The sequence below is a fragment of the Micromonospora sp. HM134 genome (genome assembly GCF_007833915.1).
In the GTDB taxonomy this organism is placed as follows: domain Bacteria; phylum Actinomycetota; class Actinomycetes; order Mycobacteriales; family Micromonosporaceae; genus Micromonospora; species Micromonospora wenchangensis.
Genome location: NZ_CP041061.1, coordinates 3,923,564 through 3,947,847, shown reverse-complemented (window position 1 = coordinate 3,947,847; position 24,284 = coordinate 3,923,564). Strand labels below are relative to the sequence as shown.

The following is a 24,284-nucleotide window of genomic DNA, read 5'->3' as shown; positions in this document are numbered from 1 at the left end:
GGCGGCTGCGCAGTCGCGCCGGCGCTATCCGCGCCGCCACCCCGATCGCCACCGACAACCCCGGGCTCGTTCACCGGCTGGCGACAGCACACCGCCGCGCGGCTGGGACCGCGTGGTCTCGGTGCTGAGGTACGGCGACACGGTGTGCTCCCCGGTTGGTCGGTGTGGCGTTGCCGTCGAACCTAGGCGGACGCCCGCACCGTCGCAAACGGATATCCACTCCCCCGACGGCCCGGTCAGCCCGGCCCGCACATCCGGGACAGCGTGTCGGCCCAGACGCTGCCCACCACCGCGACCGGGTAGGCCGCCTCCCGGACCTGCCCGTCGGCGGTCTGCACGGAGAACCGCACCGTCAGCGGCTCCGTCCCGAGGGTCCCACCGCACGGGAACAGCACCACCACGCCGATCCAGCCGGTGCCGCCGGGCCGGATCAGCCGGGTCTGCCCGAGATCACGGACGAGGACGGTGGGGCTGTCCGCCCGCACCGACCGTACCGTGACCGGGGACGGCCCGGCGTTGACCACCGCCAGTGACCCTTCGACCCGGGCCCGGCCCCCGGAGTTCACCCCGCCGCCGCCCACCCCGGCGGGCAGCGCCACCAGCACGACCGTCGCGTCCCGCTGCCGGTCCGCACGTGCCTGCTCCGACCGGTGTACGCCCCAGCCGCCCAGCCCGAGGCCGGCGGCGAAGGCGAAGGCGAGGCCCAGGGCGACCCGGGGGCGCGGCATGTGCCGGGAGATGGGCGCGCCGACGGGCCCGTGCCCGGGGGTGTCCAGGTCGATCATGGCGTCCTCGGCGGGCATGGCGACAGCCTAGGTGCCACCGGCGGGGACGTGTCCGGCACGGCCGGCAGGCGGTACGGTCCATGGACATGGCATTGATGCGGTGCGCGTTCGACTCCGAGGCCCTGGGCATGAGCACGTCGATGACGGTGATCCTGCCGCAACCCGACCCGGGGTTGCCCACGGGACCGGACGACGGCGACCCGCCGGTGCTCTACCTGCTGCACGGCCTCAGCGACGACGACACCGCCTGGGTACGCCAGACCGCGATCGAGCGGTACGTGGCGTCGCTGGGCCTGGCCGTCGTGATGCCGCAGGTCGGCCGCAGCTTCTATGCCGACGAGACACACGGCAACCGGTACTGGACGTTCCTCACCGAGGAGCTGCCCCGGGTCTGCCGGTCGTTCTTCCGGCTCTCCGACCGCCGGGAGGACACCTTCGTCGCCGGGCTGTCGATGGGCGGCTACGGGGCGGTGAAGTGGGCGCTGCGGCAGCCGGAGCGGTTCGCCGCCGCGGCCAGCCTGTCCGGGGCGCTCAACGTCGCCCACCGCCGGCACGCCCCGGACCGTCCGCTCGACCCGGACGTCTGGCACACCGTCTGGGGCGACGCCCCGACGGCCGGCCCCGACGACGACACCGTGGCGCTGGTGGGCCGGGCCGGGGCCGACACTCCCCCGCTCTACGTCGCCTGCGGCACCGAGGACTTCCTCTACGACGACAACGAGCGTTTCGTCGCCGCCGCCCGGGACCGGGGCGTGCCGGTGACCGTGGACTTCTCCCCCGGCGACCACGACTGGCCGTACTGGGACGCCACGATCCAGGACGTGCTGGCCTGGCTGCCGCTGCGCACCCGGCCGACCGCCGGCTGAGCCGCCGGCCGCCGGGCCGGGGGCGAGGACGGCTGGGCCGGGTCGGCGGGTCAGACGCCCACGCTGCCGTCGACGGCCTCCCGCAGCAGGTCGGCGTGGCCGTTGTGCCGGGCGTACTCGTGCATCATGTGCAGCATCACCAGGCGCAGCGACACGTCCTCGCCCCAGCGCGCCTGGTGGCCGGTGACGTCGAGCGAGGCCGCCGCCCGCTCGATACGCCGGGAGTGCTCCACCTCCCGCTGCCACGCCGCGAACGCCTCCGCGCCGGTCGACCCCGTCGGGTCGTACGCCTGCTGGTAGTCGCCGTCCTCCGACCAGAGCAGCGGGACGTCCTCGGCGTCGATCACCCGCCGGAACCAGGCGCGTTCCACCTCGGCGAGGTGCCGCAGCAGGCCCAGCAGGGTCAGGTTCGACGTCGGCACGGCCCGCTGGCGCAGTTCCTCGTCGGTCAGCCCGTCACACTTCATGGCGAGGGTGGCCCGGTGGAAGTCGAGGAAGGCGCGCAGCGTCTCCCGCTCCCCGGCGCGCAGCGGCGGGCCGATCCGTTCGGTGGTCATGTCGAGGGTCCTCCGGGGGACGCGGGGTCGCCCCGGGCGGGCGGCCGGGAGCCGTCGGGCAGCCTAGCGGCCCACAGCTGCCGGCCCGCCGGAATTCGTGCCGACCGGAGGTGCCGGTCGCGGCCGGCGTCCCGGCGGTGGCCCGCCCGGGGACGACCGGGCCGGTCAGCGGGGCAGGGACGCGCGGGCCACCGGGAAGTCGAAGTAGGTGTCGGGGTAGGGCTCGTCGGCGTACCGGTAGTGCCACCACTCCCGGTCGTAGTTGACGAAGCCCTCCTGCGTCATCAGGCGTTCCAGCAGTTCCCGGTGGGTCCGGGCGGCCCCGGTGACCCGGGCGTCGGCGGTGTGCGCGAGCGGGTCGAAGCAGTCGAATCCGGTGCCCATGTCGAGGGTGCCGTCGGCGAACCGCCGGTCGGCAGGGTCGGTGCAGGCCACCAGCGGCTGGCCCGGGGCGTACGAGGCGCGGGGCGGGGCCGGGCGGGGCTCCAGGGTCAGGTCGAGGGTGCTGCCCCGGCTGTGCGCGGTGGGCGCGCCGAGGTACCCGTCGGCGAAGAGCCTGGACTTGGCCACCCGGGGATAGAACTCCGCCTTCATCCGCTGCGCGGCGGGGTCCTTCGCCCAGCGGACGAACGCGTCGGCGGCTCGGGTCGGCCGGTAGCAGTCGTACACCCGCAGGCTCAGCCGCTGGGCGCGGGCCGCGTCCTGCACCCGGCGCAGCGCCTCGGCGGCGGGCCGGGTGAGCAGGCACAGCGGCTCGTCGTAGCCGTCCACCGGACGGCCGACGAAGTTGTGCGGGCCGGCGTACCTGATGTCCGCCACGATGCTCGGGTCGACCTCGGACAGCAGCACCACGTCGGCGGGGGCACGCGGACCGGTCGGGGTGGGCGTGGCGGCGCTCGGCACCGGCGCGGGCTGCGCCGGCCGGCCACAGCCCGCCGTCGCCAGCACCGCCGCCGCGACCAGCAACCGGAGCGGCAGCCACCGGGGGCGGTCCGCGCCGGGTCTCACCGCCGTCGGCGTCCGGGGTGGGGTCGGTGACGCAGGGCGAACAGCAACCCGGCAAGCCCGGCCACGACGGCGGCCAGGGAGACCGCGAGCAGCGGACGCGACCAGGGGTGGCCGCCCGGGTCGAGCCGGCCCGGCCCACCGGCGGCGGCCAGCGCGGGCGGGGTGGCGGTGGCGGACACGGACGGGCCGGCGGTCAGCTCACCCGGGTTGACCAGCCGGCCGACCGCCGCGCCCCGGGGCACCCCGAACCCCCAGTCGAGCAGCGCCGCGCCCTGTTCCCAGCCCCGCCTGTCGAGCACCTCCGCGCCGAGCAGGGTGACCACCAGCCGCCGGCCGCCCCGCTCGGCGGCCCCGACGTAGGTGTGCCGGGCCAGGTCCGTGTAGCCGGTCTTGCCGCCCAGCGCCCCCGGGTAGCGGTAGAGCAGCTGGTTGTCGTTCCCGATCGGGAAGGCCTTCTCGCCGAGCGCCGGCTGGGCGGGGATCGTCGTCTCCCGGGTGGTGTCGTAGCGGCGGAAGGTGGCGTCGGCGAAGCAGGCACGGGCGATCAGCGCCAGGTCGTAGGCGCTGGTGAACTGGCCCGGCCCGTCCAGCCCGGACGGGGTCACCGCGTGGGTCTGCAACGCGCCGAGCTGCCGGGCGTGCTCGTTCATCGCCCGCAGGCCGCCGGGCAGCCCGTCCGGGCCGCCGCCGAGGCGGGCCAGCGCGTTGGCCGCCTCGTTGCCGGACTTGAGCAGCAGGCCCAACCAGAGGGTTTCGATCCGGTACCGGCCGCCCTCGGCGAAGCCCACGGCGGAGCTGCCGGGTTCGATGTCGAGGTCGCCGTGGGTGAGGGTGACCGTCCGGCGGGGGTCGAGCTTCGGCAGCACGGTGGCGGCGAGCAGCAGCTTCTGCACGCTGGCCGGGGTGCCGTACTCGTGCGGGCCGCAGCCGCCGAGCACGTCGCCGCTGTCCAGGTCGGCGACCAGCCAGGAGGTGGCCGGCACGGCGGGCGGCCGGGGTGTCCCGGCCGGTCGGACCTGCCCCGTGGTGGCCAGTGCGGGGCCGCCGACCGCGCGGGCGGCGGGGTCCGGGTGGGGCGGGACCGGCCGGGGTGGCCGGGACACCGCCGGCACCGGCGCGCACGGGCCGGTGGTGACCGCCCCGGCGGCGTCCGCCGCACCGGCGGGTGCGACGACCGGCGACAGCAGCAGGGCGGCGATGACGGCGGCGGTACGTCCCCGAACTCTCACGCTGACGAAGGTAGTGACGCCCGGCCCGCCGGTCCGGCGATCCGGCGAATCCCACCCGCTGGGTGCGGCCGGGCCGCTAGCATGCCGCCCGGCCGGCGGGGCGGGACCGCCGGCCGGGCCCGTCGACGGCGGGTGCCCACGTCACCGGGCGGCCACGAAAGGTGTCGACGGTGGTGGATGGGGGTAGCGGAGGGTAGGCCCCGGTGAAGGAGGAGACCATGACCGACCCCCGTTACGCCCCGATCGGCCTCGCGGCCGGTGGTGACCTGGTCGACGTCGACGACGTCGACACCCGCCCCATGGTGGGTGCGGACGACGCCCGCGCCGACGCCGCCCGCGCCGGCGCGGACGTGGACCTGTCCGACGCCACCCGCGACGGCGACGGCGTGCCGGTCGGTGCGGCCGACGCGGACGCCGACCGGACCCGGGTGGCAGGCGAGCAGGGCTGACCGTCGGGCGGGGGCGGGCAGCCGCCCCCGCCCGGACGCCCGGCCGGCCCGCCGACGGGCCGGCCGGCGTCGTTCAGTGGCCCCGGATGGCGCGGTGGATCTGCACCGGCAGGGCCGGGGCACCGTCCACCGGCGCCGGGTCCTCGGGGGTGGGCGCGATGCCACCGGCGGCGATCTTGTCCAGGGTCTTCAGCCCGGCCGCGTCGATGCTGCCGAACACGGTGTAGTTGGGGCGCAGCGCCGAGTCCGACTGGACCAGGAAGAACTGGCTGCCGTTGGTGTCCGGCCCGGCGTTGGCCATGGCGAGCGTGCCCCGGGCGTAGAGCCGGCGCACCCCGGTGGGGTCGGTCGGCGCGGGCGGCAGGTCGGTGGGCAGCTCGTCGCGGTAGCGGTAGCCCGGCCCACCCTCACTGGTGCCGGACGGGTCGCCGCACTGGAGCACCCGCAACGTCGGGTAGGCGGTCAGCCGGTGGCAGGGCGTCCAGTCGTAGAACCGGTGCTTCGCCAGGTGCAGGAAGCTCTGCACGGTGCACGGTGCCTGTTCGCGGTCCAGGGTCAACCCGATCGGTCCCTGGCTGGTGCGCAGGGTGACCCGGACCGTGCCGTGGTCGGGCGTCCGGCGCGGGTCGGGCGGCAGCGGCACCGGCCGGGCCGGCGGTTCGTCGGGCGTGGACGTGTACGCGCACGGCCCCTTCGTGGTCCGGGCGGCGGTCGGCCCGTCGGCGGGCGCGGCGACGGCGGCGGTGCCACCGGCGACGACCAGCGCGGCCGAGGCCAGGGCCGCCCCGGCGAGGCGGGCCAGCCGGCCGTGGGGGCGCGACCCGGCGGCGGACGGTCGGGGTTCACTCGACACTGATGGTCCTCCTGGACTCGTGGTACCGGAGAGACGGCGGGTACCGGAACGACCGGAGTCTATGGAGGCTGCCACCGGTTGTCGACGCCGGCCGATCCCGACGCAGGTGACCGTCGCCGCCGGGCACCTGCGCCCGGCGGCGGCGGTCACGGGCGGGGTGGATCGCCGTCAGTCCCAGGCGACCCGCCGCCGGACCCGGCGGCGGGAGCGCCGCCGACGGCCGACCGCGAGCAGGACGGCCAGCAGGCCGACCAGCCCGGCCGCCCCGCCGATTACCGCCCCGCCGAGCCACTGCGGCGCGCCGGGCGTCGGCCGGGAGGCGGCCGGCGCGGCGGCCACCGGGGTGGACGGCGGAGCCGACGGGCTGGCGGCGGTCAGCTCACCGGGCTCGACCAGCCGCCCCACCGAGGCGTCCCGGGGCAGGGCGAAGCCCCAGTCGAGCAGCCGCGCCCCCTGCTCCCAGCCGCGTACCGGGCGGGCCTCCGCCCCGAGCAGGGTCACCACGAGTCGTCGCCCACCGCGCTCGGCGGCACCGACGTAGGTGTGCCGGGCCAGGTCGGTGAAGCCGGTCTTCCCGCCCAGCGCCCCCGGGTACCGGTAGATGAGCTGGTTCTCGTTCTGGATCTGGAAGCCGGGTTTGCGCAGCGCCGGCTGGGCCGGGATCTGGGTGCGTTCGGTCAACGCGTACCGGCGGAAGGTGGGGTCGGCGAAGCAGACCCGGGCGATCAGCGCCAGGTCGTACGCGCTGGTGAACTGACCCGGCCCGTCCAGCCCGGACGGGGTCACCGCGTGGGTCTGCCACGCACCGAGCCGGCGGGCCTCGGCGTTCATCTCCCGGACCCCGGCGGCGGCGCTGCCCGCGCCCAGGCGGGCCAGCAGGTTCGCCGCGTCGTTGCCGGACTGGAGCAGCAGGCCGAGCCAGACGGTCTCGACCGGGTAGCGACCGCGGTCGAGCAGGCCGACGGCGGAACTGCCCGGCTCGATGTCCAGGTCGGGGCGGGTCACCGTGACCACCTGCTTCGGGTTCAGCTTCGGCAGCATGGTGGCGGCCAGCAGCAGCTTCTGCACGCTGGCCGGGGTGCCGTACTCGTGCGGGCCGCAGCCGCCGAGCACCGCCCCGGTGTCCAGGTCGGCGACGAGCCAGGAGGTCGCGGTGACCGGCGGCGGCGCGGGCGTCCCGGGCGGCACGGTCAGCCCGGGGGTGGCCAGCGCCTCGCCGCCCACCCGCTGCTGCTCGGGCACGGCCGGGGGCGGCGTGGGCCGGGGCGGTCGGGTCACCTTCGGCGTCGGCAGCTTCGGGCAGGGCACGCCGGCGGCGGCCGACCCGGCGCGGGCCGCACCGCCCGCGGCGGCGGGGGTGGCCGGCACGCCGGTGAGGAGTACGGCCGCGACGCCGGCGGCCAGGACCCGGGCTCTCATGGTGAGGCACCCTACCGAGGCGGGAACCGGGTTCCCCAGGGGGCGCGGGCGGCCCGACGGGCACCCCGATCATGACCTTCAATGACGATACCGTGGCGCACAGTAGTCGAAACCGGCCCTCCAGCACACCGCCGGGATCGCTCCCACCTCCTCTGAGCTGGGGTTTCTTTGTCGACCACGGAGGGCGACCGGAAGCTCACCGGAATTCTTGAACGATCTCTGACCGGTCCCCGTATCCATCGCCGCAAGGACGGATCGGGGCGGACGCCAATGCCGGGCGTCGGACACCCGGTCCGCCTTGACCCCAGCCACCGTCGGGCCACCGGACGCGATGCCGTCGCGACCCGCCGGAGATCAGAGGAGAGGTACATGGCCAGGCCAATGCGGAAGAATGCCGTCCTCAAGCTCGGCGGAGTGGGCGCCCTGGCGGTGCTGCTCCTGGGCGGCGGTCTGCAACTCGCCTCCGCCGGTGAGAACACCGGTAGCACCGCCGCGCAGACCGTCAACTGCCCGACGGTACGGGACAAGCTGCCGGCGATCCCCGCGTCGGCCGCGGCCGGCGTGGAGCGGGAACTGGCCAACCTGGACGAGGAGATCGCCCGGCAGAACGAGCGGTTGGCGAAGCAGGCGGCCAACCCGCAGGGCGGGGCGAACTTCATCAACAACGCCATCCTCGGCCCGTTGAAGAGCAAGCGGGTCGCGGTGCTGGACCGCATCGAGATCAACTTCAACCGGGCCGGCGCCCAGCGGCCCAACCTGGACGCCCTGGCCACCTGCGGCCTGAACGCCCCGGGTGTGGCCAGCGCGCTGAACAGCTCCGTCAAGGCCGGCAACGCCGCCACCGGCGGGAACAACACCACGGCCGCCGCTCAGACGGTGAACTGCCCGACGCCGCAGCTGCCCGCCGTACCCGCCCAGGCCGCCGCGAACGTCCAGGCCGAACTGGCCAACCTCGACAAGCAGATCAACGAAGCCAACGCCCGCCTCGCCCAGCAGGCCGCCAACCCCCAGGGCGGCGCCAACTTCATCAACAACGCCATCCTCGGCCCCCTGAAGGACAAGCGCCAGGCCGCCCTCGACCGCATCGAAATCGCCTTCAACCGCGTCGGCGCACAACGCCCCAACCTCGACAACTTCGCCGCCTGCGGGCTCAACGGCGCGGGTGCGGGCAACGCCGGCAACGGGAACGCGGGCGCGGGGAACGGCAACGCGGGCAACGGCAACGCGGGCAACGGGAACGCCGGTGCCGCCCGGACGGTGAACTGCCCGACGCCGCAGCTGCCCGCCGTACCCGCCCAGGCCGCCGCGAACGTCCAGGCCGAACTGGCCAACCTCGACAAGCAGATCAACGAAGCCAACGCCCGCCTCGCCCAGCAGGCCGCCAACCCCCAGGGCGGCGCCAACTTCATCAACAACGCCATCCTCGGCCCCCTGAAGGACAAGCGCCAGGCCGCCCTCGACCGCATCGAGATCGCCTTCAACCGCGTCGGCGCACAACGCCCCAACCTCGACAACTTCGCCGCCTGCGGGCTGAACTGACCCGTTGAGCACCGACGGCCCGGCGGATGATCCGCCGGGCCGTCCGGCTGTGCACGGCCCCGGCAGTCGGGCGGGCGCGACCCCCGAGGGCCGCCCCGGGTCAGGTGCCGGCCCCGTCCAGGTAGTCGTGGAGGGCGGCGGAGGCCCGCAGCCGGCGCAGGCTGCGCCGGTTCAGCTCCTGCTCCCGCCGGGCGAGTTCGGCCCGGACCCGGTCCGGGCGGCCGGTGCTGCGCAGCTCGTCGAGCACCGCCGTGATGATCTCGAACGGGTAGCCGCCCCGGCGCAGCAGCGCCACCACCTGCGCCGCCCGCCCCTCGGCCACGTCGTACACCCGGTAGCCGGTGCCCCGCTGCCGGTGCGGGCGGAGCAGGCCGCGCTGCTCCCACAGGCGCAGCTGCGAGGTCCGCACGCCCACCTGGGCCGCCACCTCGCCGATCCGGGCGTCCCGGCGGGGCACGGCCGCCGGCCGGCTGCCCAGCACCGTCGCGAACGCGCCCAGCACCCGGGCGATCTCGGCCCGCTCGCGGTCCAACTCGGCGTGCCCGGCGTCGAGCGCGGCGAGCGCCGCCGGCAGCTCACCCCGGTGCACGGCCGCCAGCACCTCCCGGGTACGGGCCCAGCCGTGCCCCTCGGCCATCCGACGGGCCACCGCCAGGGCCCGGACGTGGCGGTCGGTGAAGATCCGGTAGCCGCTCGGGGTGCGGTCGGTCGGCGGCAGCACCCCGTCGGCCAGATAGTTGCGCACCTGCTGGGTGGAGATGCCGGCGCTGGCCGCGACGTCGACCAGCCGCCACCGTCGCTCCCCCGCCACCCGGACCCCTCCCCCACCGCTCGCGCGTTCCCGCCCACCCTAGTGGTTGTCACGTGGTTTGAGACTTCTCTCCGCATAGCCCGGCGAGCAACGCGTCAACTGCGCAGAAAGTCTCTATAGGAGCACGAATGAGAAAATCGAAGGTATGGAGCAACGAGCGCAGTCCGCCGCCGACCACCACGACGTGATCGAGGTACGGGGGGCCCGGGAGAACAACCTCACCGGCGTCTCCGTCGACATACCCAAGCGACGACTCACCGTCTTCACCGGGGTCTCCGGCTCGGGGAAGTCCTCCCTGGTGTTCGGCACCGTCGCCGCCGAGTCCCGCCGCCTGATCAACGAGACCTACAGTGCCTTCCTCCAGTCGTTCATGCCGAACCTGTCCCGCCCCGACGTCGACTCGCTGCGGAACCTGACCCCGGCGATCGTGGTCGACCAGGAGCGGATGGGGGCGAACTCCCGCTCCACCGTCGGCACCGCGACCGACGCGTACGCGCTGCTGCGGATCCTGTTCAGCCGGCTCGGCGAGCCGCACGTCGGCGGGGCCGGGGCGTTCAGCTTCAACCTCGCCGAGGGCATGTGCCCGACCTGCGAGGGGCTGGGCCGGGTCTCCGACCTCGACGTGTCGGCCATGGTGGACGTGGAACGCTCGCTCAACGACGGGGCGATCCTGGTGCCGAACTTCGCCGTCGACTCGTGGTACTGGCAGACGATCGTCGGGTCCGGCCTGTTCGACCCGGACGTCAAGCTCCAGGACTTCACCCCGCAGCAGTGGGCGGACTTCCTGCACAAGCCGGCCACGAAGATCAAGGTCGGCGCCAACAGCTGGACGTACGAGGGGCTGGCGGTGAAGGTCCGCCGGCTCTACCTGGCCAAGGACCGGGAGTCCATGCAGCCGCACATCCGGGCCTTCGTGGACCGGGCGGTCGCCTTCGCCACCTGCGCCGCCTGCGGCGGGGCCCGGCTCAACGCGGCGGCGCTGTCCTCGACGATCGCCGGCCGGAACATCGCCGAGTGCGCGGCCATGCAGATCAGTGACCTGGCGGAGTTCGTCGGCGGGATCGACGCGCCGTCGGTGGCCCCGCTGGTCGCCGACCTGCGCGACGCCCTGGACTCGATGGTGGAGATCGGCCTGGGCTATCTCAGCCTGGACCGGGAGTCCGGCACCCTGTCCGGTGGCGAGGCGCAGCGGGTGAAGATGGTCCGCCACCTCGGGTCCAGCCTCTCCGACGTGACGTACGTCTTCGACGAGCCGACGGTGGGGCTGCACCCGCACGACATCGCCCGGATGAACGGCCTGCTGCTGCGGCTGCGCGACAAGGGCAACACGGTGCTGGTCGTCGAGCACAAGCCGGAGACGATCGCCATCGCCGACCACGTCGTCGACCTGGGTCCGGGCGCGGGTTCGGCCGGCGGGCGGATCTGCTACACCGGCGACGTGGCCGGGCTGCGCCGCTCCGACACCCCGACCGGCCGGCACCTCGACCACCGGGCGACCCTGCGCACGGCGTTCCGTCGGCCCACCGGCCACCTGGCGATCCGGGGGGCCGACCTGCACAACCTGCGCGACGTCGACGTCGACCTGCCGCTGGGGGTGCTCACCGTGGTCACCGGTGTGGCCGGCTCGGGCAAGAGTTCACTGATCCACGGGTCGCTGCCCCGCCGCGACGGCGTCGTGGTGGTCGACCAGTCCCCCATCCGGGGTTCCCGGCGCAGCAACCCGGCGACCTGGACGGGTCTGCTCGACCCGATCCGCACCGCGTTCGCCCGCGCCAACGGGGTGAAGGCCGCGCTGTTCAGCGCCAACTCCGAGGGTGCCTGCCCGACCTGCAAGGGGATCGGGCTGGTCTACACCGACCTGGCGACGATGGCGGCCGTCGCCAGCGTCTGCGAGGCGTGCGAGGGGCGGCGGTACACCCCCGAGGTGCTGGCGTACACGTTGCGCGGCCGGAACATCAGCGAGGTGCTCGGCATGTCGGTGACCGAGGCCCGGGAGTTCTTCCCGTCCGGCCCGGCCCGGGTGGTGCTGGACCGGCTGACCGAGGTGGGCCTCGGCTACCTGACCCTGGGGCAGCCGCTGACCACCCTGTCCGGCGGGGAACGCCAACGGCTCAAGCTGGCCGTGCACATGGCGGAGAAGGCCGCCACCTACGTCCTGGACGAGCCGACCACCGGCCTGCACCTGGCCGACGTGGACCAGTTGCTCGCCCTACTGGACCGGCTGGTCGACGCCGGCAACACGGTGATCGTCATCGAGCACCACCAGGCGGTGATGGCGCACGCGGACTGGATCGTCGACCTGGGCCCCGGTGCCGGCCACGACGGCGGCCGGATCGTCTTCACCGGCACCCCCGCCGACCTGGTCGCCCACGGTGACACCCTCACCGCCCGGCACCTGCGCGAGTACGTCGCCCCACGCTGAGCGGGGCCGCTCTCCCGCCCCGCCGGTGGCCCGCCGTCGGCGGGCCGGGTCGGCGCGGGCGGGCGCACGGTCAGTGGCTGGGGAGCCGCCGCAGCCAGGCGCGCTGCCAGGGGGTCTCGACGGCCTTCGGGTGGTAGCGCTCGCGGACCCACCGGACGGCGTCACGGGCCGGCACCCCGTCGAGGATCGCCAGGGCGGCGAGGGTGGTGCCGGTCCGGCCGATCCCGCCCCGGCAGGCCGCCTCGACCCGGTCGCCGGCGTGGGCGCGGCGCAGCGCCTCACGGAAGGCGTCCAGGGCGTCGGCGCGGTCGGTCGGCACCCAGAAGTCGGGCCACCGGATACGCCGGTGCGCCCAGGCCGGCGTCGGGCCGGGCGCCAGGATCAGGGCGAAGTCGGCCGGGGAAACCGGGTCGGCCACCCGCCGCCCGCGTACGGTCGCGCCGCTGGGCAGGGTGACCACACCGACCGAACTGGACCAGTCCATCCCGTGATTCTGCCCGCTCCGCACACAGCGCGCCGCCCCCGACCGGTCGGGTCGGGGGCGGCGCGTCGTCGGTGTGCGGGTCGCCTCTCGGCGCGTGGCGCGACGCGGCTCCAGCCGAACGGAACTCCGCGACGGCTATTTCAGGTGAGGCCCGGGGACACCGGACACACCGACACCCTGCTCAACGCGGCACCCCGCCCGCTCCTTCCCCACCCGGCCGTGACCCCCGCCACGTACGTCGATGGCCGGCACCCCCGCCCGGGGTGCCGGCCATCATGTCGTACGGGTCAGCTGTTCCAGTGCTGGGCGACGAGGTCGGCGGCCTGGGTCTCCCACTGGGCGTAGTGGTCGGGGTACGCCGACACCTGCACCGTCTGGGCGGCCTTGGTCAGGGGCATGTCCTGCCAGCCGTCGACCTGCTTGAGGCCCTTGAGGAACGCCATCGTGGCGTACTCGGGGTCGGTGATCTGCTCCACCGTGCCCCAACCACTCGACGGGCGCTGCTGGAACAGGCCCTGCGAGTCGTGGTCGTTACGGTCACCCAGGTGACCCAGGTTCTCCAGCTTCGACTCCTGCAGGCTGGTCGCGATGGACACGATGGCGGCGCGTTCGTCCATGCCGGCCTTCTTCGTCGCGGCGATGATCGCCTTGGCATTGGCGGTCTGCTCGTCGTTGAGGTCGATGCGCGACTGCTCACCCTGCACACCGTGCGGGATCAGCTTGCCCTTGTCGACGGCCGGCTTGTCGGCCTGCACCACGGCCACGGGCCGGGTGTCGACGGTGGTGGTGTCGTGGTTGAGCGGGCCGGCGGCGATGCCTCCGGCGACGGCGAGGCCGGCGATACCGAGGACGCTCTTACGCAGGATCGTGGTCATGGTTGCTCCTTCGGGGGTAGACGCCCCTGCCTGTCCCGGGGGACGGGGTGGCGGGGGCGTGGGCACCACGTCGGGGCGCTCACGAAGACAAGGGGAAGGGACTGTCCCGGTCGGGGCTTGCCGCGGGGGTGCGGTAGCCGCTCGGGCCGGGGTCAGGTGTAACGACCGGGGTCCCGGGGTCATTCCCCGGCCGGCGGGCCGGGCGGGGTCGGGTGCGGTCGTGTGCGCCGGGGGTGTAACGACCGGCGCTGGCCGGGCATTCCGCCGAGGTCGGCGGGCCGGGGGTGCTGCTGCGGTCGTACGGAGGGTGTAACGCCGGGGGCGGGGCCGGGATTCCGGCCCGGGAGTGCCGCCGGTCACGGCGACCGGGGACGGACCGGACGACACCGGACAACCGGCGCACCGACCCCGGGGGGACATCCGCCCATCCGGGCCGGCCGGGTCGTCAGGGGGTGATCCGGGACTCGACCTTCGCGGCGCAGGCGGCCACCACCGACCGGGCGTCCAGGCCCAGGCTCTCGATGGCGACCAGGGCGGTGAAGACCACGTCGGCCAACTCGGCGGCCACCTCCTCACGGCTGTGGGTGACCCCCTTGCGGGGATTCTGGCCGAGCGCGCCGATCCACGCGCCGGCCGCCTCACCGACCTCCTCGCCGAGCTTGAGGATGCGGCAGGTCAGCTCGGTCTGGTCGGTGCCGTTGGCGGCGTCCAGCCAGGCACGGGCGGCACGGGCCGCGTTCCAGATCACCTCGTCCACCCGTCCAGTGAACCGGACGGGGGTGACGGCCCGTGCCCGGGGGCGGTCGGCGGCGTACCCGGGACGGTCGGTGCCCGCCGGACCGGAAGGTCCGACGGGCACCGCTCGTGTTTTGACCATCGGGGGATTTTCGGTGGTCGAGGTCTAGCGGATTGGGGAGGACCCTGTTCATGATCTGAGTTCTCACGCAAAGATCATCAATGAACAGGGTCCTCGATGAGCAGGGTAGCGGTCGCCGGTACCGGTCATGGTGAGCCGGGCAGGATCTTGTTGGATTCATGGCGGCGGGAGTTGTACGAGGGCGTCCTGACCGCACGGTCGCGGACGTTGTTCGCCCTGGTCGACGAGCTCGCCGCCGATCAGGGCCGGTGTGGGTGCCCGGCGCATCTGTCGCTGGGCACGGTCACCGGGCATGCCGCGGCCTATCGGGCGTTACGCGACGGCGAGGTCGACACCGGCCGGGCGTTACGGGCGGCATGCCGGATCGCCCGGACCTGCGGTCTGCCGCGGATATACGCCGTCGACACCACCGCCTGGCCACGGCCGAACGCAGCCACCAGCCCGGACCGGCAGCCGCAGTACACCCCCGGCGGACCCCGCGGATCGGCGCTGATCAAAACCGGGTGGCGGTATCAGCACGTCGTCCGGTTGACCCTGACCCCGGACTCGTGGGTCGTCCCGGTCCTGACCGACCGGGTCGCCTCCGACGAGGACCTGGCAGAGGTCACTGTGCAGCACATCACGCGGGTCTGCGCGGGTGACGGCGCGACCAGGGCCGACCCGTCACTGTTCCTGCTGGACTCCGGCTACCCCGCGGCCCGGATCACCCATCTGCTACGCGACCGTGGGACTCCCGCGGACGTCCTGGTCAGGCTGGCGACCTCACAGACCATGTGGACCCGACCCGAACGCCGGGCCGCTCACCCCCTGGGCGGTCGCCCCCGACGACACGGGTTCCGGCTGGCCCTGCGCGAACCCGACCTCACCCCGGACGCCGGCGTCAGCGGCCCGATCGACATCTACGGCACCGTCACCGTCCGGGCATGGCACCAGGTCCACCCCAAACTCACCCGCGCCAGCCGCGGATTCACCGGCCAGGCCACCCTGCCGATCGTCGAGGGCACCGTCCTCCTCGCCCGGGTCCAGCACCTACGCCCCAGCCGCCGCGCCGGCGACCTCGCGCTCTGGTACTCCGGCACCCGCCGCGACCTGCTCACCCTGGTCATGACCTACCTGGCCCGCTTCGACATCGAACACTACTTCCGCTACCTGAAGACCACCGCCCACGCCGGTGACTTCCACCCCCAGCAACCCGGCACCCTGACCACCTGGCTACGCCTGCACGCCTACGCCTACCTGCACCTGTTCTGCACCCGCAACCACATCACCCACCACCGGCTGCCCTGGGAACCCACCGCCACCACCAGCCCGACCCCCGGTCAGACCCGCCGCCAGGTTTCACCCGCTCTGCGCAACGCCTGGCACCCACCAGGCCACCCGAAACCCGGACACCCCGGCCCCGGCCGACCCGCCGGCCGACGCCGTAAACGCCGAACCCGCCACCCAGTGATCCGCAAGAACGTCGTCCACAAGGGCAAATGACAGCCCTAACCCCGCCACCACCAACACCCACACACCGCGCTACCAAACCACCCTGCCCACAAACGGTCAAAACACGAGCGGTGCCCGCCGGACCGGAAGGTCCGACGGGCACCGGGTACCGCAGTGGTTCCGGGTCAGCGGGTCATGCCGAACCGGTGGCGACGCCGCCAGCCGAACGCGGTGAGCATCAGCACCACACCGGCGCCGACCAGCCCGCCGCCGACCTTCAGCGGCGTGCTCAGGTTGTCACCGGTCACCGGCAGGTGCGGGTGCGGCTTCTTCTTCGGCAGCACCGTGATCGTCGTGCTGGCCGTACGGCCCGAGGTGCGCCCGGTCGCCGTGAAGGTGATCCGCCCGATGTCGCTCGGCCGGTAGCTCACGGTGAAGTTGCCGTTCGCGTCGGTCTGCGCCGTGAAGTGCCGCGGCGCGGGCTGCGGCTGCGAATAGTCGACCTTCACCATCGCGACGGTGGTGCCGTCGCTGCGCCGGGCCGGCGCCTGCCCCGGAACGGCCGCGGCGAGGGGGGCCACGGTGACGTCGATGTCGACGATCTCGTTCGGCCCGAAGCCGGTACCGGTGAGCACCACCGTCTCGCCGAGGAAGATGGTCGTCGGGTTGGCCGTCAACGACGGCGTGGTCGGTGGATAGTCCGGTGGCGGCTGCGGGGTGCTGGTGGTGGCGGGTGGCTGCGGCTGAGCAGCCCCCGCGGCGGTCGGCACGGCCACGATGGCCAGACCGACCGTCAGCGCCATGAGAATGCGGGATAGCCGCATGATGGTCTCCTCCTACTGGTTGCAGCTAGGTGCGGGAACTACTTGGGTGGTCCATGGGGTGGCGGTCGGTGTGTGCCACAGTTCGGGGGTGCCGGTGGTGTTCCTGCCGGTCAGCAGGTCCACGTCGAGGGTCCGGGTGGCCCCGGGAGCGACGTCGACGGTGGCGATGACCACCTGCCGGCGACGTTCGATCCCGCTGCCCAGCGGGGTCGGTTCTCCGTCGACCCGGGCGCTGAGCACCGTGCCGCCCGCCGGGCTGTAGATGGAGATCAGGGTCCGGGCCGTGTACGGGTCGCCGGCCATGCCGAGGCCGAGCACGGACTTGGTGAGACCCGAGTCGGGGGCCGAGGAGTGCAGGGTGAAGCGCAGCTTGAGCTGCCGTCGTCCCTCGTCGGCACAGTCACCGGCGGTGAGGGTGGCCGTCGGCCGTAGGTAGTAGCCGAGCTTCGCGCCGCTGCCGTCGTTGAGGAAGACCCCGACGGTCGGGGTGCTCTCCTGTTCGGGGAGCGCACCGGCGAGCCGGGTGTCGGCGAACGTCCGCTGTTCCGTGGATCGGGCACTCCAGAACAGTATCCGCCTTTCCGTGATGGAGCGGTCTAAAGCCGACAAAAGCACTCTTGGGTTGACCTTCTTCGTGAGGAAGGCGTCGAACACGGCGGAAGCCGAGGCGGCGAAGAAGGCGTCCTGCCCGGTGTCGTCGCGGCCCTGGTAGGCGTCGCTGAGCAGGGTGCGCACCACCTGGTTGCTGACCAGGGTGGCGTCGCCGGGCACCTGCACCGGGCCGGTCGCCTGGAGCAGGTAGGACAGCATCACCGGGTCGACGGTCAGCACCCCGTCGACGGTCACCCCGCTGTGCCGCCGGTACATCTCCCGGTAGAGCTTCGCCGCGGCGGGGAAGTTCGGGCTCAGGTTGACGTCGGCCGGGTAGATGCCCGGCAGGTCGGTGTAGAGCCGACGCACCTCGTCGTCCACCTGCAGCGCGGGGGTGAACCGGCCGAACTGGGCGCTGGTGCCCTGCTCGCGCATCCGGATCCGGCCGTCGTCGGCGTGGATCACCGCGTACGCGCCGAACATGCCGCCGGTGGCGCGTAGCTCGGCGAGGTTCTGCGAGAGCAGCAGGTAACTGCGCGGCCCGTCCGCGCCGAGCAGGGCGGGCAGCACCCGGGCGCCCCGGTCCGCCGCTCCGGTCAGCCCGGCCAGCCGGTCGATCTCGGCCCGCAGCCCGGTCAGCGCCGTGCCGAGCTGGCTGACCAGGTCCTCGGCGGGTACCGCGTCGAGGCCGGCCCGGGACCTGCGTACGGCGGCGTCGGCGGCGGTCAGGTCCGCCGAGGCGGCCCGCAGCCGGGCCAGGTCCAACCGTCCCTCGGTCGGCACCAACGTGGTCAGGTCGGTACGCAGCAGCGCCGGGAACGCCTCCCGGGCCAGGTCGTCGATGGCCACCGCGATGGTCCGGACGGCCGCCACGTCGTCCCCGGCGTACGGGGCGTGCCGGGCGAGCCGCCAGCCGGGGTCCCCGGTGGCGGTCCGGGCCGCCCCGGCCTGCTCCTGCAACGCCGCCAGCGTGCGCTGGGCCCGGTCGAGGTCACCGCCGAGCACCTGGGTGCTCAGCTCCCGGGCGAGCCCGGCCGCGTTGACCAGGTGGGCCCGCGCCTGCCAGCCCCGGAACCCGACCCAGCCGGCGGCACCGAGCAGCACCGACCCGACGACCAGGCAGACCAGCAGGGCCCGGCGGACCCGCCGCCGGGTCCGTCGCCGCAGTCTCCGTCGGCCGCTGCGCGACCTACCGCTCTCCGCCACCCGTTGCTCCGCTCTCACTTTCGGGCGATATGACCATTCATGAGCTTTGTAGCACGATAAGCACTGCTGTCATGCTGTTACCGAATTTTCGTAGTTAGATCACCGTGCCGAGGGTCGCCCGGCGGGCACCCGGGGGGACGCCACGTCCCGCAGCAGCGACTCGATCCGGTCCACCCCGGCCCGCAGCGACATCTCCCGCAGGTAGGTCTCCCGCCCCCGCCGCCCCATCTCCGCCCGCGCGGACGGTGGGATCGTGCTGGCCAGCCAGAACCGGTCGGCCAGCGCGGCCCAGTCCCCGGGCGGGCAGGACAGCCCGGCGCGGGCCCGCTCCACCAGCGCCGCCGTGTCGCCCCCGGCCGAGGCCACCAGCGGGGCGGCACAGGCCAGCGCGGACTGCACCTTGCTCGGCACCGTCCCGTTCAGCTCCGGCAGATCCCGCAGGGTCACCAGCTGGTAGTCGGCGGCGGCGTACAGCTCGGGCATCTCCCACGGCGACCGCCGGTCGAGGAACCGCACGTTGCCGGCCCCGAGTTCGGTGGCCAGCCCCCGGACCCGCCGCTCCTGCGCCCCGGAGCCGACCAGCACCAGATCCATCCGGTCGGGGAGCGCCGCGGCCGCCCGGACCGCCGTCTCCAGGCCCTGCCGTTCGCCGATCGTGCCGGCGTGCATGACGACGCAGCGCGCGTCCCCACGGACCAGCGCCCGGGCGGCCCGGCCGGCGCGCACCGGCTGGAAGATCCGCTCGTCGGTCCAGTTGGGCACGGTGCGCACCCGGTCCCCGGCGACGCCGTCGGCGAGCACCAGGTCCCGCATCGAGGGGGCGGTGACCGCGACCGCGTCGGCCGCCCGCAGCACCCGGCCCATGGTGGTGGTGATCCGCCCGGGTCGCTGCGGTCCGGCCGCGACCTCCCCCGTCCAGAGATCCTGCACGTGCAGCACGGTGGGCACCCGGCCGAGCAGCCGCAGCAGCCCGGCGACGGCGAAGCTGGTCGCGGGGAACTGAAAGACGTACAGCACGTCGACGCCGGCCAGGTAACGCCGCCCGGCGAGCGCCGCGCTGCCGGCGAAGGAGAGATAGCCGGCCATCCGGGCGGTGGGCGAGGCGTCGCCGCCGGCGTAGCGGGGCACCCGCCGCACCGTCAGCCGCTCGCTGTGGGTCAGGTGCCGCCAGCGCTGCCGCCACCCGGGATAGACGTGGCCGCCGGGATAGTCCGGGAAGCCGGTCAGCACCCGCACCTCGTGCCCGCGCCGGGCCAGCTCCTCGGCGAGGCTGCCGGGGATGAAGGCCGGTTCCGGCGGGAAGTGGTACGACAGGATTCCGACCCTCATCGCCGCGCTCCCCCCTGCGTACCGTCGGCGGGTGGCCGGCCGGCGCGGTCCCGGGCCGGGGGGCGACGGCGGACCGCCGCCCCCGGCACGCGGGGTCCGCGGGCCGCCGTCGCCGCCCCGCCCGCAGGCGGCCCGGCGGCGGCACTCATCGCGGCAGCCGGGTGAGTTCCTGCGTCCGGTCGCCGACGGGGTGCAGCCCCTCGTCGCGGTGGGCGGCGGTGGCCCGGTCGGCCGGCACCGACGTCCCCGAAGTGGTGGCGATCCGGTACGCCTCGTACTGGTAGGCGTCCGCGCGGGCCACCTTGGCCATGTTGAGCACACACCCGAGCAGCCGCACCGACACGGAGTGCAGGGACCGGGCCGCCGCGGCGGCCTGGGCGCGTGAGGTACGGCCCTGCTGGGTGACGAGCAACGCGCCGTCGGCCTGCACGGCCACCACCACGCCGTCGGTGACGGCCAGCAGCGGCGCGGTGTCGATCACCACGATGTCGGCGGACTCGCGCAGCGCGAGGAGCAGGTCGGCCATCGCCTTGGACCCCAGCAGCTCGCTCGGGTTCGGCGGGGTCGAGCCGCTGGGCAGCACCAGCAGGGACTTGTCGCCCCAACGCTGCACCACGTCACCGACCTGGACGTCGCCGACGAGCACGTCGGTGAGCCCGACACCGCCGTCGACCCCGAGGTAGTCGGCGACCTTGGGGCGGCGCAGGTCGGCGTCGACCAGCAGCACCCGCCAGCCCGCCTCGGCCAGCGCGATCGCCAGGTTGCAGGACAGGGTGGTCTTCCCCTCCCCCTGCAACGCGCTGGTCACCGCGATCACCCGGGCCGGCTCGTGCACGTCCACGAAGCGCAGGTTGGTCCGCAGCTTGCGGACCGCCTCCGCCCGGGCCGACGTCGCCGCCTCGCCGACGATCAGCGGTGCCGCCTTGGCCCCCTGGTCGAACGGGATGTCGCCGAGCAGCGGACTGCCGGTGGCCCGTTGCAGGCCGGCGGCGTCACGCAGCCGCACGTCGACCATGCCGCGCAGCACGGCGAGCGCCACGCCGAGCAGGAGCCCGACCAGGACGCCGAGGGCGAGGTTGCGGTTGGGCTGCGGGGAGACCGGGCTGGCGCTGACCCGGGGGCCGCCCACCACCTCGATCCGGGTCGGTCCGGCCTTGCCGTCCGACGTGGTCTCGATCTTCTTGACCAGCTCGACGAACTTGGCCGACAGGGCCTCGGTGACCTTCATCGCCCGGGTCTGGTCGGTGTCGGTGACGCTGGCCTGCAGCAGCACGGTGCCCGGCTCGGTCGAGGTGGCGACCCGGTGCTGGATGTCGTCGGCGGTGAGGCCGAGGCCGGAGTCGGCGACCACGGCCTGCGCCAGGCGGTCGCTGCGCAGCAGGTCGGCATAGGACTTCACACGCTGCTGGAGGAAGAGTTCGCCCTGGTAGGCGTTGCTCACGCCCTGGTTGGGGGCGGTGACGAAGAAGGTCACCGAGGCCACGTAACGGGGCGCCGTGCGGACCGTGACCAGCGCCGCCGAGCCGACCGTCAGCATCAGCGTGACCAGGACGATCCACCAGTGTCGGCGGACCAGGCGCAGGCAGGTGCGGACGTCCATCACGCCCTCCGTTCCGGCGGAACGGCCAGCTGGTGAAAAAGCACGAAGTCTCCCTAGGTTCCTATAAGCGCATGAGAGTGTCTAAACGCTGCGAGTAGCCCCTTAAGTGGCAAAAACAACGTATACGATGCAAACCGCTTGCCAGTGCCGAATCCTCGCAATCACGGAACAAAACGCAGGGGACGCCAATGAATCACGTAGACCCCCAGCCCGACGACGACCCCAGCCAGCGACGCGACTGGGTCACGCGACGCGCGAAGGCCCTGTCCTTGCTAACGCTCGACACCGCCTCCTGGTGCGCGGGTTTCCTGGTCGCCTCCTGGGCCCGGTACGAGTTCGGCATCACCCCCCGGCAGTGCGCCCTCGCCCTCGGCGCCGCCGGGGTGTGCGCGGTGATCCACGCGGCGCTCGAACAGGTCCGGTTCACCGCCCGGGGCCGGCACCCGGTGGGCAGCGTCGGCGAGGCGCGTGACCTGGGCGGCACCGTGGCGCTGGCCGCCGCCGTGGCGCTGGCCGCCCTGCTGCCGATGGCCGAACGACCCGTCCCGGCCAGCGTGCCGATCCTCGGCGCCGCCGTGGCGTTGCTGCTGATGGGGGCCGGCCGGGTCACCTACCGGTGGCGGCGCGACCGCGACGCCCGACCGGCCCGCTCGGCCGACCGGACCCTGATCTACGGGGTCGACGCGGCCAGCGAACGCCTCGTCCGGGTACTGCTCGGCGACCCCACCAGCGGATACCTGCCGGTGGGGCTGCTCGACGACGACCCCGAGCGGCAGGGGCTGCGGGTGGCCGGGCTACGGGTGCTCGGCGGCCGGGAGCAACTGATCCAGGCCGTCCGCAGCACCCGGGCCGGCACGGTGATCTTCTCGATCAACGGCTCGGACGCCGAACTGATGCGTGACGTACGCAGCCGCACCCTCCAGGCCGGCGCCGCGTTCAAGGTGCTGCCGCCCGTACGCGAGCTGCTGGACCGCCCGGTCACCGCGCACGCCGTCCGCGACCTGCAACTCACCGACCTGCTCGGGCGGGCCCAGCGGGTCGCCGACCTGCCCGTGGAGCGCAACGGGCTCGCCGGACGCCGGGTCCTGGTCACCGGGGCGGGTGGCTCGATCGGCTCCGAGCTGTGCCGGCAGATCGCCCGCTGCGACCCCGGCGAGCTGATGATGCTCGACCGGGACGAGTCGGCGCTGCACGCACTCCAGATGTCCCTGCACGGCCGGGCGCTGCTGGACGGGCCGGAGCTGATCCTCGCCGACCTCCGCGACGCCGACGGGATCGCCCGGATCATCGCCGAACGGCGGCCCGACATCGTCTTCCACGCCGCCGCCCTCAAACACCTCACCCTGTTGCAGCGGCACCCGGGCGAGGCGGTCAAGACCAACGTCCAGGGCACGCTGAACGTGCTGGAGGCGTGCCGCGACGTCGCCGAGTTCGTGAACATCTCCACCGACAAGGCGGCCAACCCGATCAGCGTCCTGGGCTACTCCAAGCGGATCACCGAGCGGCTGACGGCGCACTACGCCGACCGGTACGGCGGGGCGTTCCTCAGCGTCCGCTTCGGCAACGTGCTCAGCAGCCGGGGTTCGGTGCTCACCGCCTTCCAGGCCCAGGTCCGGGCCGGGCTGCCGATCACCGTGACCCACCCGGACGTGACCCGGTACTTCATGACCGTGCAGGAGGCGGTGCACCTGGTGCTCCAGGCCGCCGTCGTCGGCCGGGGCGGGGAGGCGCTGGTGCTGGACATGGGCGAGCCGGTACGCATCGCCGAGGTGGCCCAGCGGCTGGCGGCCGAGGCGGCCCAGCCCCCGGAGATCGTCTACACCGGCCTGCGCCCCGGGGAGAAGCTGCACGAGGACCTGTTCGGCGTCGACGAGATCGACAGCCGGCCGCTGCACCCGCTCATCTCCCACGTCCGGGTCCCCGCGCTGGACCCCGCCGAACTGGCCGGGCTCGACCCGTACGGCGACCCGGAGGAACTGGTCAAACGGTTGGCGGCGTGCTGCGACGACCACCTCGGCCCGGTCGACGGCACCGCCCGGTTGTCCACCCTGCCGTCACCACGCTGACCCCACCACCGTCCGCCCGGTGTCCCCGGCAGCCGCCGGGCGGACGGTGGTCACCGGTCAGCGGTGACGCCGGGCGGCCTCGTCCCGCCCGTCCGGTTCGGTCTCCTCCAGCGCCTCGGTGACCGACCCGGTCAGGTCATCGCCCGGCACCGCGACCGCCTCGGCCCGGTCCTGCTCGTCGGAGCGGCCACCCGGCGGGGGCTGCGGGGCGGTGGCCCCGCCCGCGAAGCCGTACTCGTTCGGCTCGTCGTGCCGGCTCATAGGGGAATCCTTCCGTCACATCCGGTTCGTGCCCTGCCGCCCCCGGTGGGGAGGTGCTGCTGCCCCCGGTGGGGATGTGCTCGGCTTACCCACGCCGGGGGGTCGGTAGTCGGCGGCGCGGCGGGCGACGCCGGGTTGAGGCCGGACCACAGCATCCGGCGCAGCACGACGACCGCGACCGCCGACGCCAGCGCCGGCCACCCCGGTCCGCCGGCCAGCCGCAGCAGGCCCGCCGCGACCAGCAGGTCGAGCAGGACCCGCAGGGCCGTCCGCCAGGACCCGACGGTCAGCAGCACCACCCCGCCGACACCGAGGGCCAGCGCGCTCACCACGGTGGCGAGCAGCACCGCGAGGTCGGTCATCCGGGGTTCCCGCCGCCGCCCGGGGCCGGCTGCGGGTCGGGGCGCGCCCCGTCACCGGCGTCCGGGCCGGCGGCCACCTGCCGCTTCTCCTGGGCGATCTCCCGGCGCAGCACGACGTTCAGCGCGGTCCGGATGGTGGCGATCGCGGCCAGCTGACCGAGCTGGGCGAAGGTCGGCGACACCGCGGTCCGCAGGATGTCCGCCGCCAGCTGGAACTCCAGGCCGAGGGTGAGGAACCGGCCGAGGGAGAGCCGGATCGGGGTGAACACGGCGGCGCTACGGTGCCGCAGCCCCTCGACCACGATCCGCAGCGCCGCCCAGAGCGCGCCGACGACGATGACGGTCGCGCCGATGGTCTCCACGACCCCCACCACGACCGCGTCGCCGTGGCGCAGCAGCTCGTCCACCCTCACCGGGTGGCGTTACCCGCCCGCACCCCG

General features: G+C 74.1%; 23 protein-coding genes. 6 read left to right on the top strand and 17 right to left on the bottom strand.

What is annotated here, in order from left to right; translation table 11 throughout:
* Nucleotides 1-236: 236 nt before the first annotated feature.
* The gene (locus tag FJK98_RS16870) at nt 237-803 is read right to left on the bottom strand and encodes a hypothetical protein (RefSeq protein ID WP_145919872.1); all 567 of its coding nucleotides are present in this window, start codon (nt 801-803) and stop codon (nt 237-239) included.
* A gap of 68 nt (nt 804-871) precedes the next feature.
* Here FJK98_RS16870 and FJK98_RS16865 point away from each other — a divergent pair, with 68 nt between their 5' ends.
* A complete protein-coding gene (locus FJK98_RS16865; RefSeq protein ID WP_145919871.1) occupies nt 872-1,651 on the top strand; it encodes an alpha/beta hydrolase family protein in 780 nt (259 codons plus the stop codon).
* A gap of 50 nt (nt 1,652-1,701) precedes the next feature.
* Here the strand turns inward: FJK98_RS16865 and FJK98_RS16860 are convergent, their stop codons facing one another.
* From FJK98_RS16860 to FJK98_RS16850, 3 genes are all read right to left on the bottom strand, one after another.
* Nucleotides 1,702-2,208: a DinB family protein gene (locus FJK98_RS16860; protein WP_145919870.1), complete on the bottom strand. Its 507-nt coding sequence runs from the start codon at nt 2,206-2,208 to the stop codon at nt 1,702-1,704.
* 165 nt (nt 2,209-2,373) lie between these two features.
* The gene (locus FJK98_RS16855) at nt 2,374-3,216 is read right to left on the bottom strand and encodes a M15 family metallopeptidase (protein ID WP_240762094.1); all 843 of its coding nucleotides are present in this window, start codon (nt 3,214-3,216) and stop codon (nt 2,374-2,376) included.
* Entirely contained in the window at nt 3,213-4,445 is a 1,233-nt protein-coding gene (locus tag FJK98_RS16850; protein ID WP_145919869.1) for a D-alanyl-D-alanine carboxypeptidase family protein, read from the bottom strand. The genes FJK98_RS16855 and FJK98_RS16850 overlap by 4 nt, the downstream gene beginning before the upstream one ends.
* Before the next feature lie 218 nt (nt 4,446-4,663).
* Here FJK98_RS16850 and FJK98_RS16845 point away from each other — a divergent pair, with 218 nt between their 5' ends.
* Complete coding sequence (locus tag FJK98_RS16845; protein ID WP_145919868.1) at nt 4,664-4,894, top strand: hypothetical protein; 231 nt, start codon at nt 4,664-4,666, stop codon at nt 4,892-4,894.
* 73 nt (nt 4,895-4,967) lie between these two features.
* On the opposite strand, the gene FJK98_RS16840 is transcribed toward FJK98_RS16845, so the two are convergent.
* Both FJK98_RS16840 and FJK98_RS16835 read right to left on the bottom strand, forming a co-directional pair.
* A complete protein-coding gene (locus FJK98_RS16840) occupies nt 4,968-5,747 on the bottom strand; it encodes a peptidylprolyl isomerase (protein ID WP_240762091.1) in 780 nt (259 codons plus the stop codon).
* Between the two features lie 168 nt (nt 5,748-5,915).
* Nucleotides 5,916-7,166 (bottom strand): D-alanyl-D-alanine carboxypeptidase family protein, encoded by a 1,251-nt coding sequence (locus FJK98_RS16835; RefSeq protein ID WP_145919867.1) that lies wholly within the window; start codon nt 7,164-7,166, stop codon nt 5,916-5,918.
* A 369-nt stretch (nt 7,167-7,535) separates the two neighbouring features.
* On the opposite strand from FJK98_RS16835, the gene FJK98_RS16830 reads away from it, so the two are divergent.
* On the top strand, nt 7,536-8,705 hold the full coding sequence (locus FJK98_RS16830; RefSeq protein ID WP_145919866.1) for a hypothetical protein: 1,170 nt from the start codon (nt 7,536-7,538) through the stop codon (nt 8,703-8,705).
* A 100-nt stretch (nt 8,706-8,805) separates the two neighbouring features.
* Here the strand turns inward: FJK98_RS16830 and FJK98_RS16825 are convergent, their stop codons facing one another.
* The gene (locus FJK98_RS16825) at nt 8,806-9,516 is read right to left on the bottom strand and encodes a MerR family transcriptional regulator (RefSeq protein WP_145919865.1); all 711 of its coding nucleotides are present in this window, start codon (nt 9,514-9,516) and stop codon (nt 8,806-8,808) included.
* A 145-nt stretch (nt 9,517-9,661) separates the two neighbouring features.
* On the opposite strand from FJK98_RS16825, the gene FJK98_RS16820 reads away from it, so the two are divergent.
* The gene (locus tag FJK98_RS16820; protein WP_145919864.1) at nt 9,662-11,938 is read left to right on the top strand and encodes an excinuclease ABC subunit UvrA; all 2,277 of its coding nucleotides are present in this window, start codon (nt 9,662-9,664) and stop codon (nt 11,936-11,938) included.
* 70 nt (nt 11,939-12,008) lie between these two features.
* Here FJK98_RS16820 and FJK98_RS16815 read toward each other — a convergent pair whose 3' ends face one another.
* The 3 genes from FJK98_RS16815 to FJK98_RS16805 all read right to left on the bottom strand — a co-directional run bounded on the left by FJK98_RS16815 (nt 12,009) and on the right by FJK98_RS16805 (nt 14,054).
* Entirely contained in the window at nt 12,009-12,422 is a 414-nt protein-coding gene (locus FJK98_RS16815; RefSeq protein ID WP_145919863.1) for a protein-tyrosine phosphatase family protein, read from the bottom strand.
* 287 nt (nt 12,423-12,709) lie between these two features.
* Nucleotides 12,710-13,297, bottom strand: coding sequence for a hypothetical protein (locus tag FJK98_RS16810; RefSeq protein ID WP_145919862.1), 588 nt, complete (start codon nt 13,295-13,297; stop codon nt 12,710-12,712).
* 445 nt (nt 13,298-13,742) lie between these two features.
* Nucleotides 13,743-14,054, bottom strand: a complete 312-nt coding sequence (locus FJK98_RS16805) for a MazG-like family protein (RefSeq protein ID WP_145919861.1) — start codon at nt 14,052-14,054, stop codon at nt 13,743-13,745.
* A 267-nt stretch (nt 14,055-14,321) separates the two neighbouring features.
* On the opposite strand from FJK98_RS16805, the gene FJK98_RS34120 reads away from it, so the two are divergent.
* Nucleotides 14,322-15,656: a transposase gene (locus FJK98_RS34120; RefSeq protein ID WP_240762089.1), complete on the top strand. Its 1,335-nt coding sequence runs from the start codon at nt 14,322-14,324 to the stop codon at nt 15,654-15,656.
* Nucleotides 15,657-15,790: 134 nt separating this feature from the next.
* Here FJK98_RS34120 and FJK98_RS16795 read toward each other — a convergent pair whose 3' ends face one another.
* The 4 genes from FJK98_RS16795 to FJK98_RS16780 form a co-directional block, all read right to left on the bottom strand.
* Entirely contained in the window at nt 15,791-16,429 is a 639-nt protein-coding gene (locus tag FJK98_RS16795; protein WP_145919860.1) for a hypothetical protein, read from the bottom strand.
* A gap of 12 nt (nt 16,430-16,441) precedes the next feature.
* A complete protein-coding gene (locus FJK98_RS16790) occupies nt 16,442-18,244 on the bottom strand; it encodes a DUF4012 domain-containing protein (RefSeq protein ID WP_240762087.1) in 1,803 nt (600 codons plus the stop codon).
* Between the two features lie 81 nt (nt 18,245-18,325).
* The gene (locus FJK98_RS16785; RefSeq protein ID WP_145919859.1) at nt 18,326-19,555 is read right to left on the bottom strand and encodes a glycosyltransferase family 4 protein; all 1,230 of its coding nucleotides are present in this window, start codon (nt 19,553-19,555) and stop codon (nt 18,326-18,328) included.
* A 145-nt stretch (nt 19,556-19,700) separates the two neighbouring features.
* Nucleotides 19,701-21,155, bottom strand: a complete 1,455-nt coding sequence (locus FJK98_RS16780) for a polysaccharide biosynthesis tyrosine autokinase (protein WP_145919858.1) — start codon at nt 21,153-21,155, stop codon at nt 19,701-19,703.
* A gap of 188 nt (nt 21,156-21,343) precedes the next feature.
* Here FJK98_RS16780 and FJK98_RS16775 point away from each other — a divergent pair, with 188 nt between their 5' ends.
* Nucleotides 21,344-23,221: a nucleoside-diphosphate sugar epimerase/dehydratase gene (locus FJK98_RS16775; RefSeq protein WP_145919857.1), complete on the top strand. Its 1,878-nt coding sequence runs from the start codon at nt 21,344-21,346 to the stop codon at nt 23,219-23,221.
* A 57-nt stretch (nt 23,222-23,278) separates the two neighbouring features.
* Here FJK98_RS16775 and FJK98_RS16770 read toward each other — a convergent pair whose 3' ends face one another.
* The 3 genes from FJK98_RS16770 to FJK98_RS16760 are packed head-to-tail and all read right to left on the bottom strand — an operon-like array spanning nt 23,279 to nt 24,257.
* Nucleotides 23,279-23,482 carry a hypothetical protein gene (locus FJK98_RS16770; RefSeq protein ID WP_145919856.1) on the bottom strand — a complete coding sequence of 68 codons (204 nt, stop codon included), beginning with the start codon at nt 23,480-23,482 and terminating at the stop codon, nt 23,279-23,281.
* Nucleotides 23,479-23,844, bottom strand: a complete 366-nt coding sequence (locus FJK98_RS16765) for a hypothetical protein (protein WP_145919855.1) — start codon at nt 23,842-23,844, stop codon at nt 23,479-23,481. The genes FJK98_RS16770 and FJK98_RS16765 overlap by 4 nt, the downstream gene beginning before the upstream one ends.
* Nucleotides 23,841-24,257: a DUF1622 domain-containing protein gene (locus FJK98_RS16760; RefSeq protein ID WP_145919854.1), complete on the bottom strand. Its 417-nt coding sequence runs from the start codon at nt 24,255-24,257 to the stop codon at nt 23,841-23,843. Before FJK98_RS16760 ends, FJK98_RS16765 begins: the two co-directional genes overlap by 4 nt.
* Nucleotides 24,258-24,284 lie beyond the last annotated feature (27 nt).

Excerpts from the sequence above, each read along its gene's own strand:
- FJK98_RS16775 (WP_145919857.1), top strand. The coding sequence starts at position 21,344 with ATGAATCACGTAGACCCCCAGCCCGACGACGACCCCAGCCAGCGACGC.
- FJK98_RS16795 (WP_145919860.1), bottom strand. The coding sequence starts at position 16,429 with ATGCGGCTATCCCGCATTCTCATGGCGCTGACGGTCGGTCTGGCCATC.
- FJK98_RS16780 (WP_145919858.1), bottom strand. The coding sequence starts at position 21,155 with ATGGACGTCCGCACCTGCCTGCGCCTGGTCCGCCGACACTGGTGGATC.
- FJK98_RS16860 (WP_145919870.1), bottom strand. The coding sequence starts at position 2,208 with ATGACCACCGAACGGATCGGCCCGCCGCTGCGCGCCGGGGAGCGGGAG.
- FJK98_RS16835 (WP_145919867.1), bottom strand. The coding sequence starts at position 7,166 with ATGAGAGCCCGGGTCCTGGCCGCCGGCGTCGCGGCCGTACTCCTCACC.
- FJK98_RS16820 (WP_145919864.1), top strand. The coding sequence starts at position 9,662 with ATGGAGCAACGAGCGCAGTCCGCCGCCGACCACCACGACGTGATCGAG.
- FJK98_RS16865 (WP_145919871.1), top strand. The coding sequence starts at position 872 with ATGGCATTGATGCGGTGCGCGTTCGACTCCGAGGCCCTGGGCATGAGC.
- FJK98_RS16770 (WP_145919856.1), bottom strand. The coding sequence starts at position 23,482 with ATGAGCCGGCACGACGAGCCGAACGAGTACGGCTTCGCGGGCGGGGCC.
- FJK98_RS16870 (WP_145919872.1), bottom strand. The coding sequence starts at position 803 with ATGCCCGCCGAGGACGCCATGATCGACCTGGACACCCCCGGGCACGGG.
- FJK98_RS16810 (WP_145919862.1), bottom strand. The coding sequence starts at position 13,297 with ATGACCACGATCCTGCGTAAGAGCGTCCTCGGTATCGCCGGCCTCGCC.
- FJK98_RS16845 (WP_145919868.1), top strand. The coding sequence starts at position 4,664 with ATGACCGACCCCCGTTACGCCCCGATCGGCCTCGCGGCCGGTGGTGAC.
- FJK98_RS16785 (WP_145919859.1), bottom strand. The coding sequence starts at position 19,555 with ATGAGGGTCGGAATCCTGTCGTACCACTTCCCGCCGGAACCGGCCTTC.
- FJK98_RS16765 (WP_145919855.1), bottom strand. The coding sequence starts at position 23,844 with ATGACCGACCTCGCGGTGCTGCTCGCCACCGTGGTGAGCGCGCTGGCC.
- FJK98_RS16830 (WP_145919866.1), top strand. The coding sequence starts at position 7,536 with ATGGCCAGGCCAATGCGGAAGAATGCCGTCCTCAAGCTCGGCGGAGTG.
- FJK98_RS16815 (WP_145919863.1), bottom strand. The coding sequence starts at position 12,422 with ATGGACTGGTCCAGTTCGGTCGGTGTGGTCACCCTGCCCAGCGGCGCG.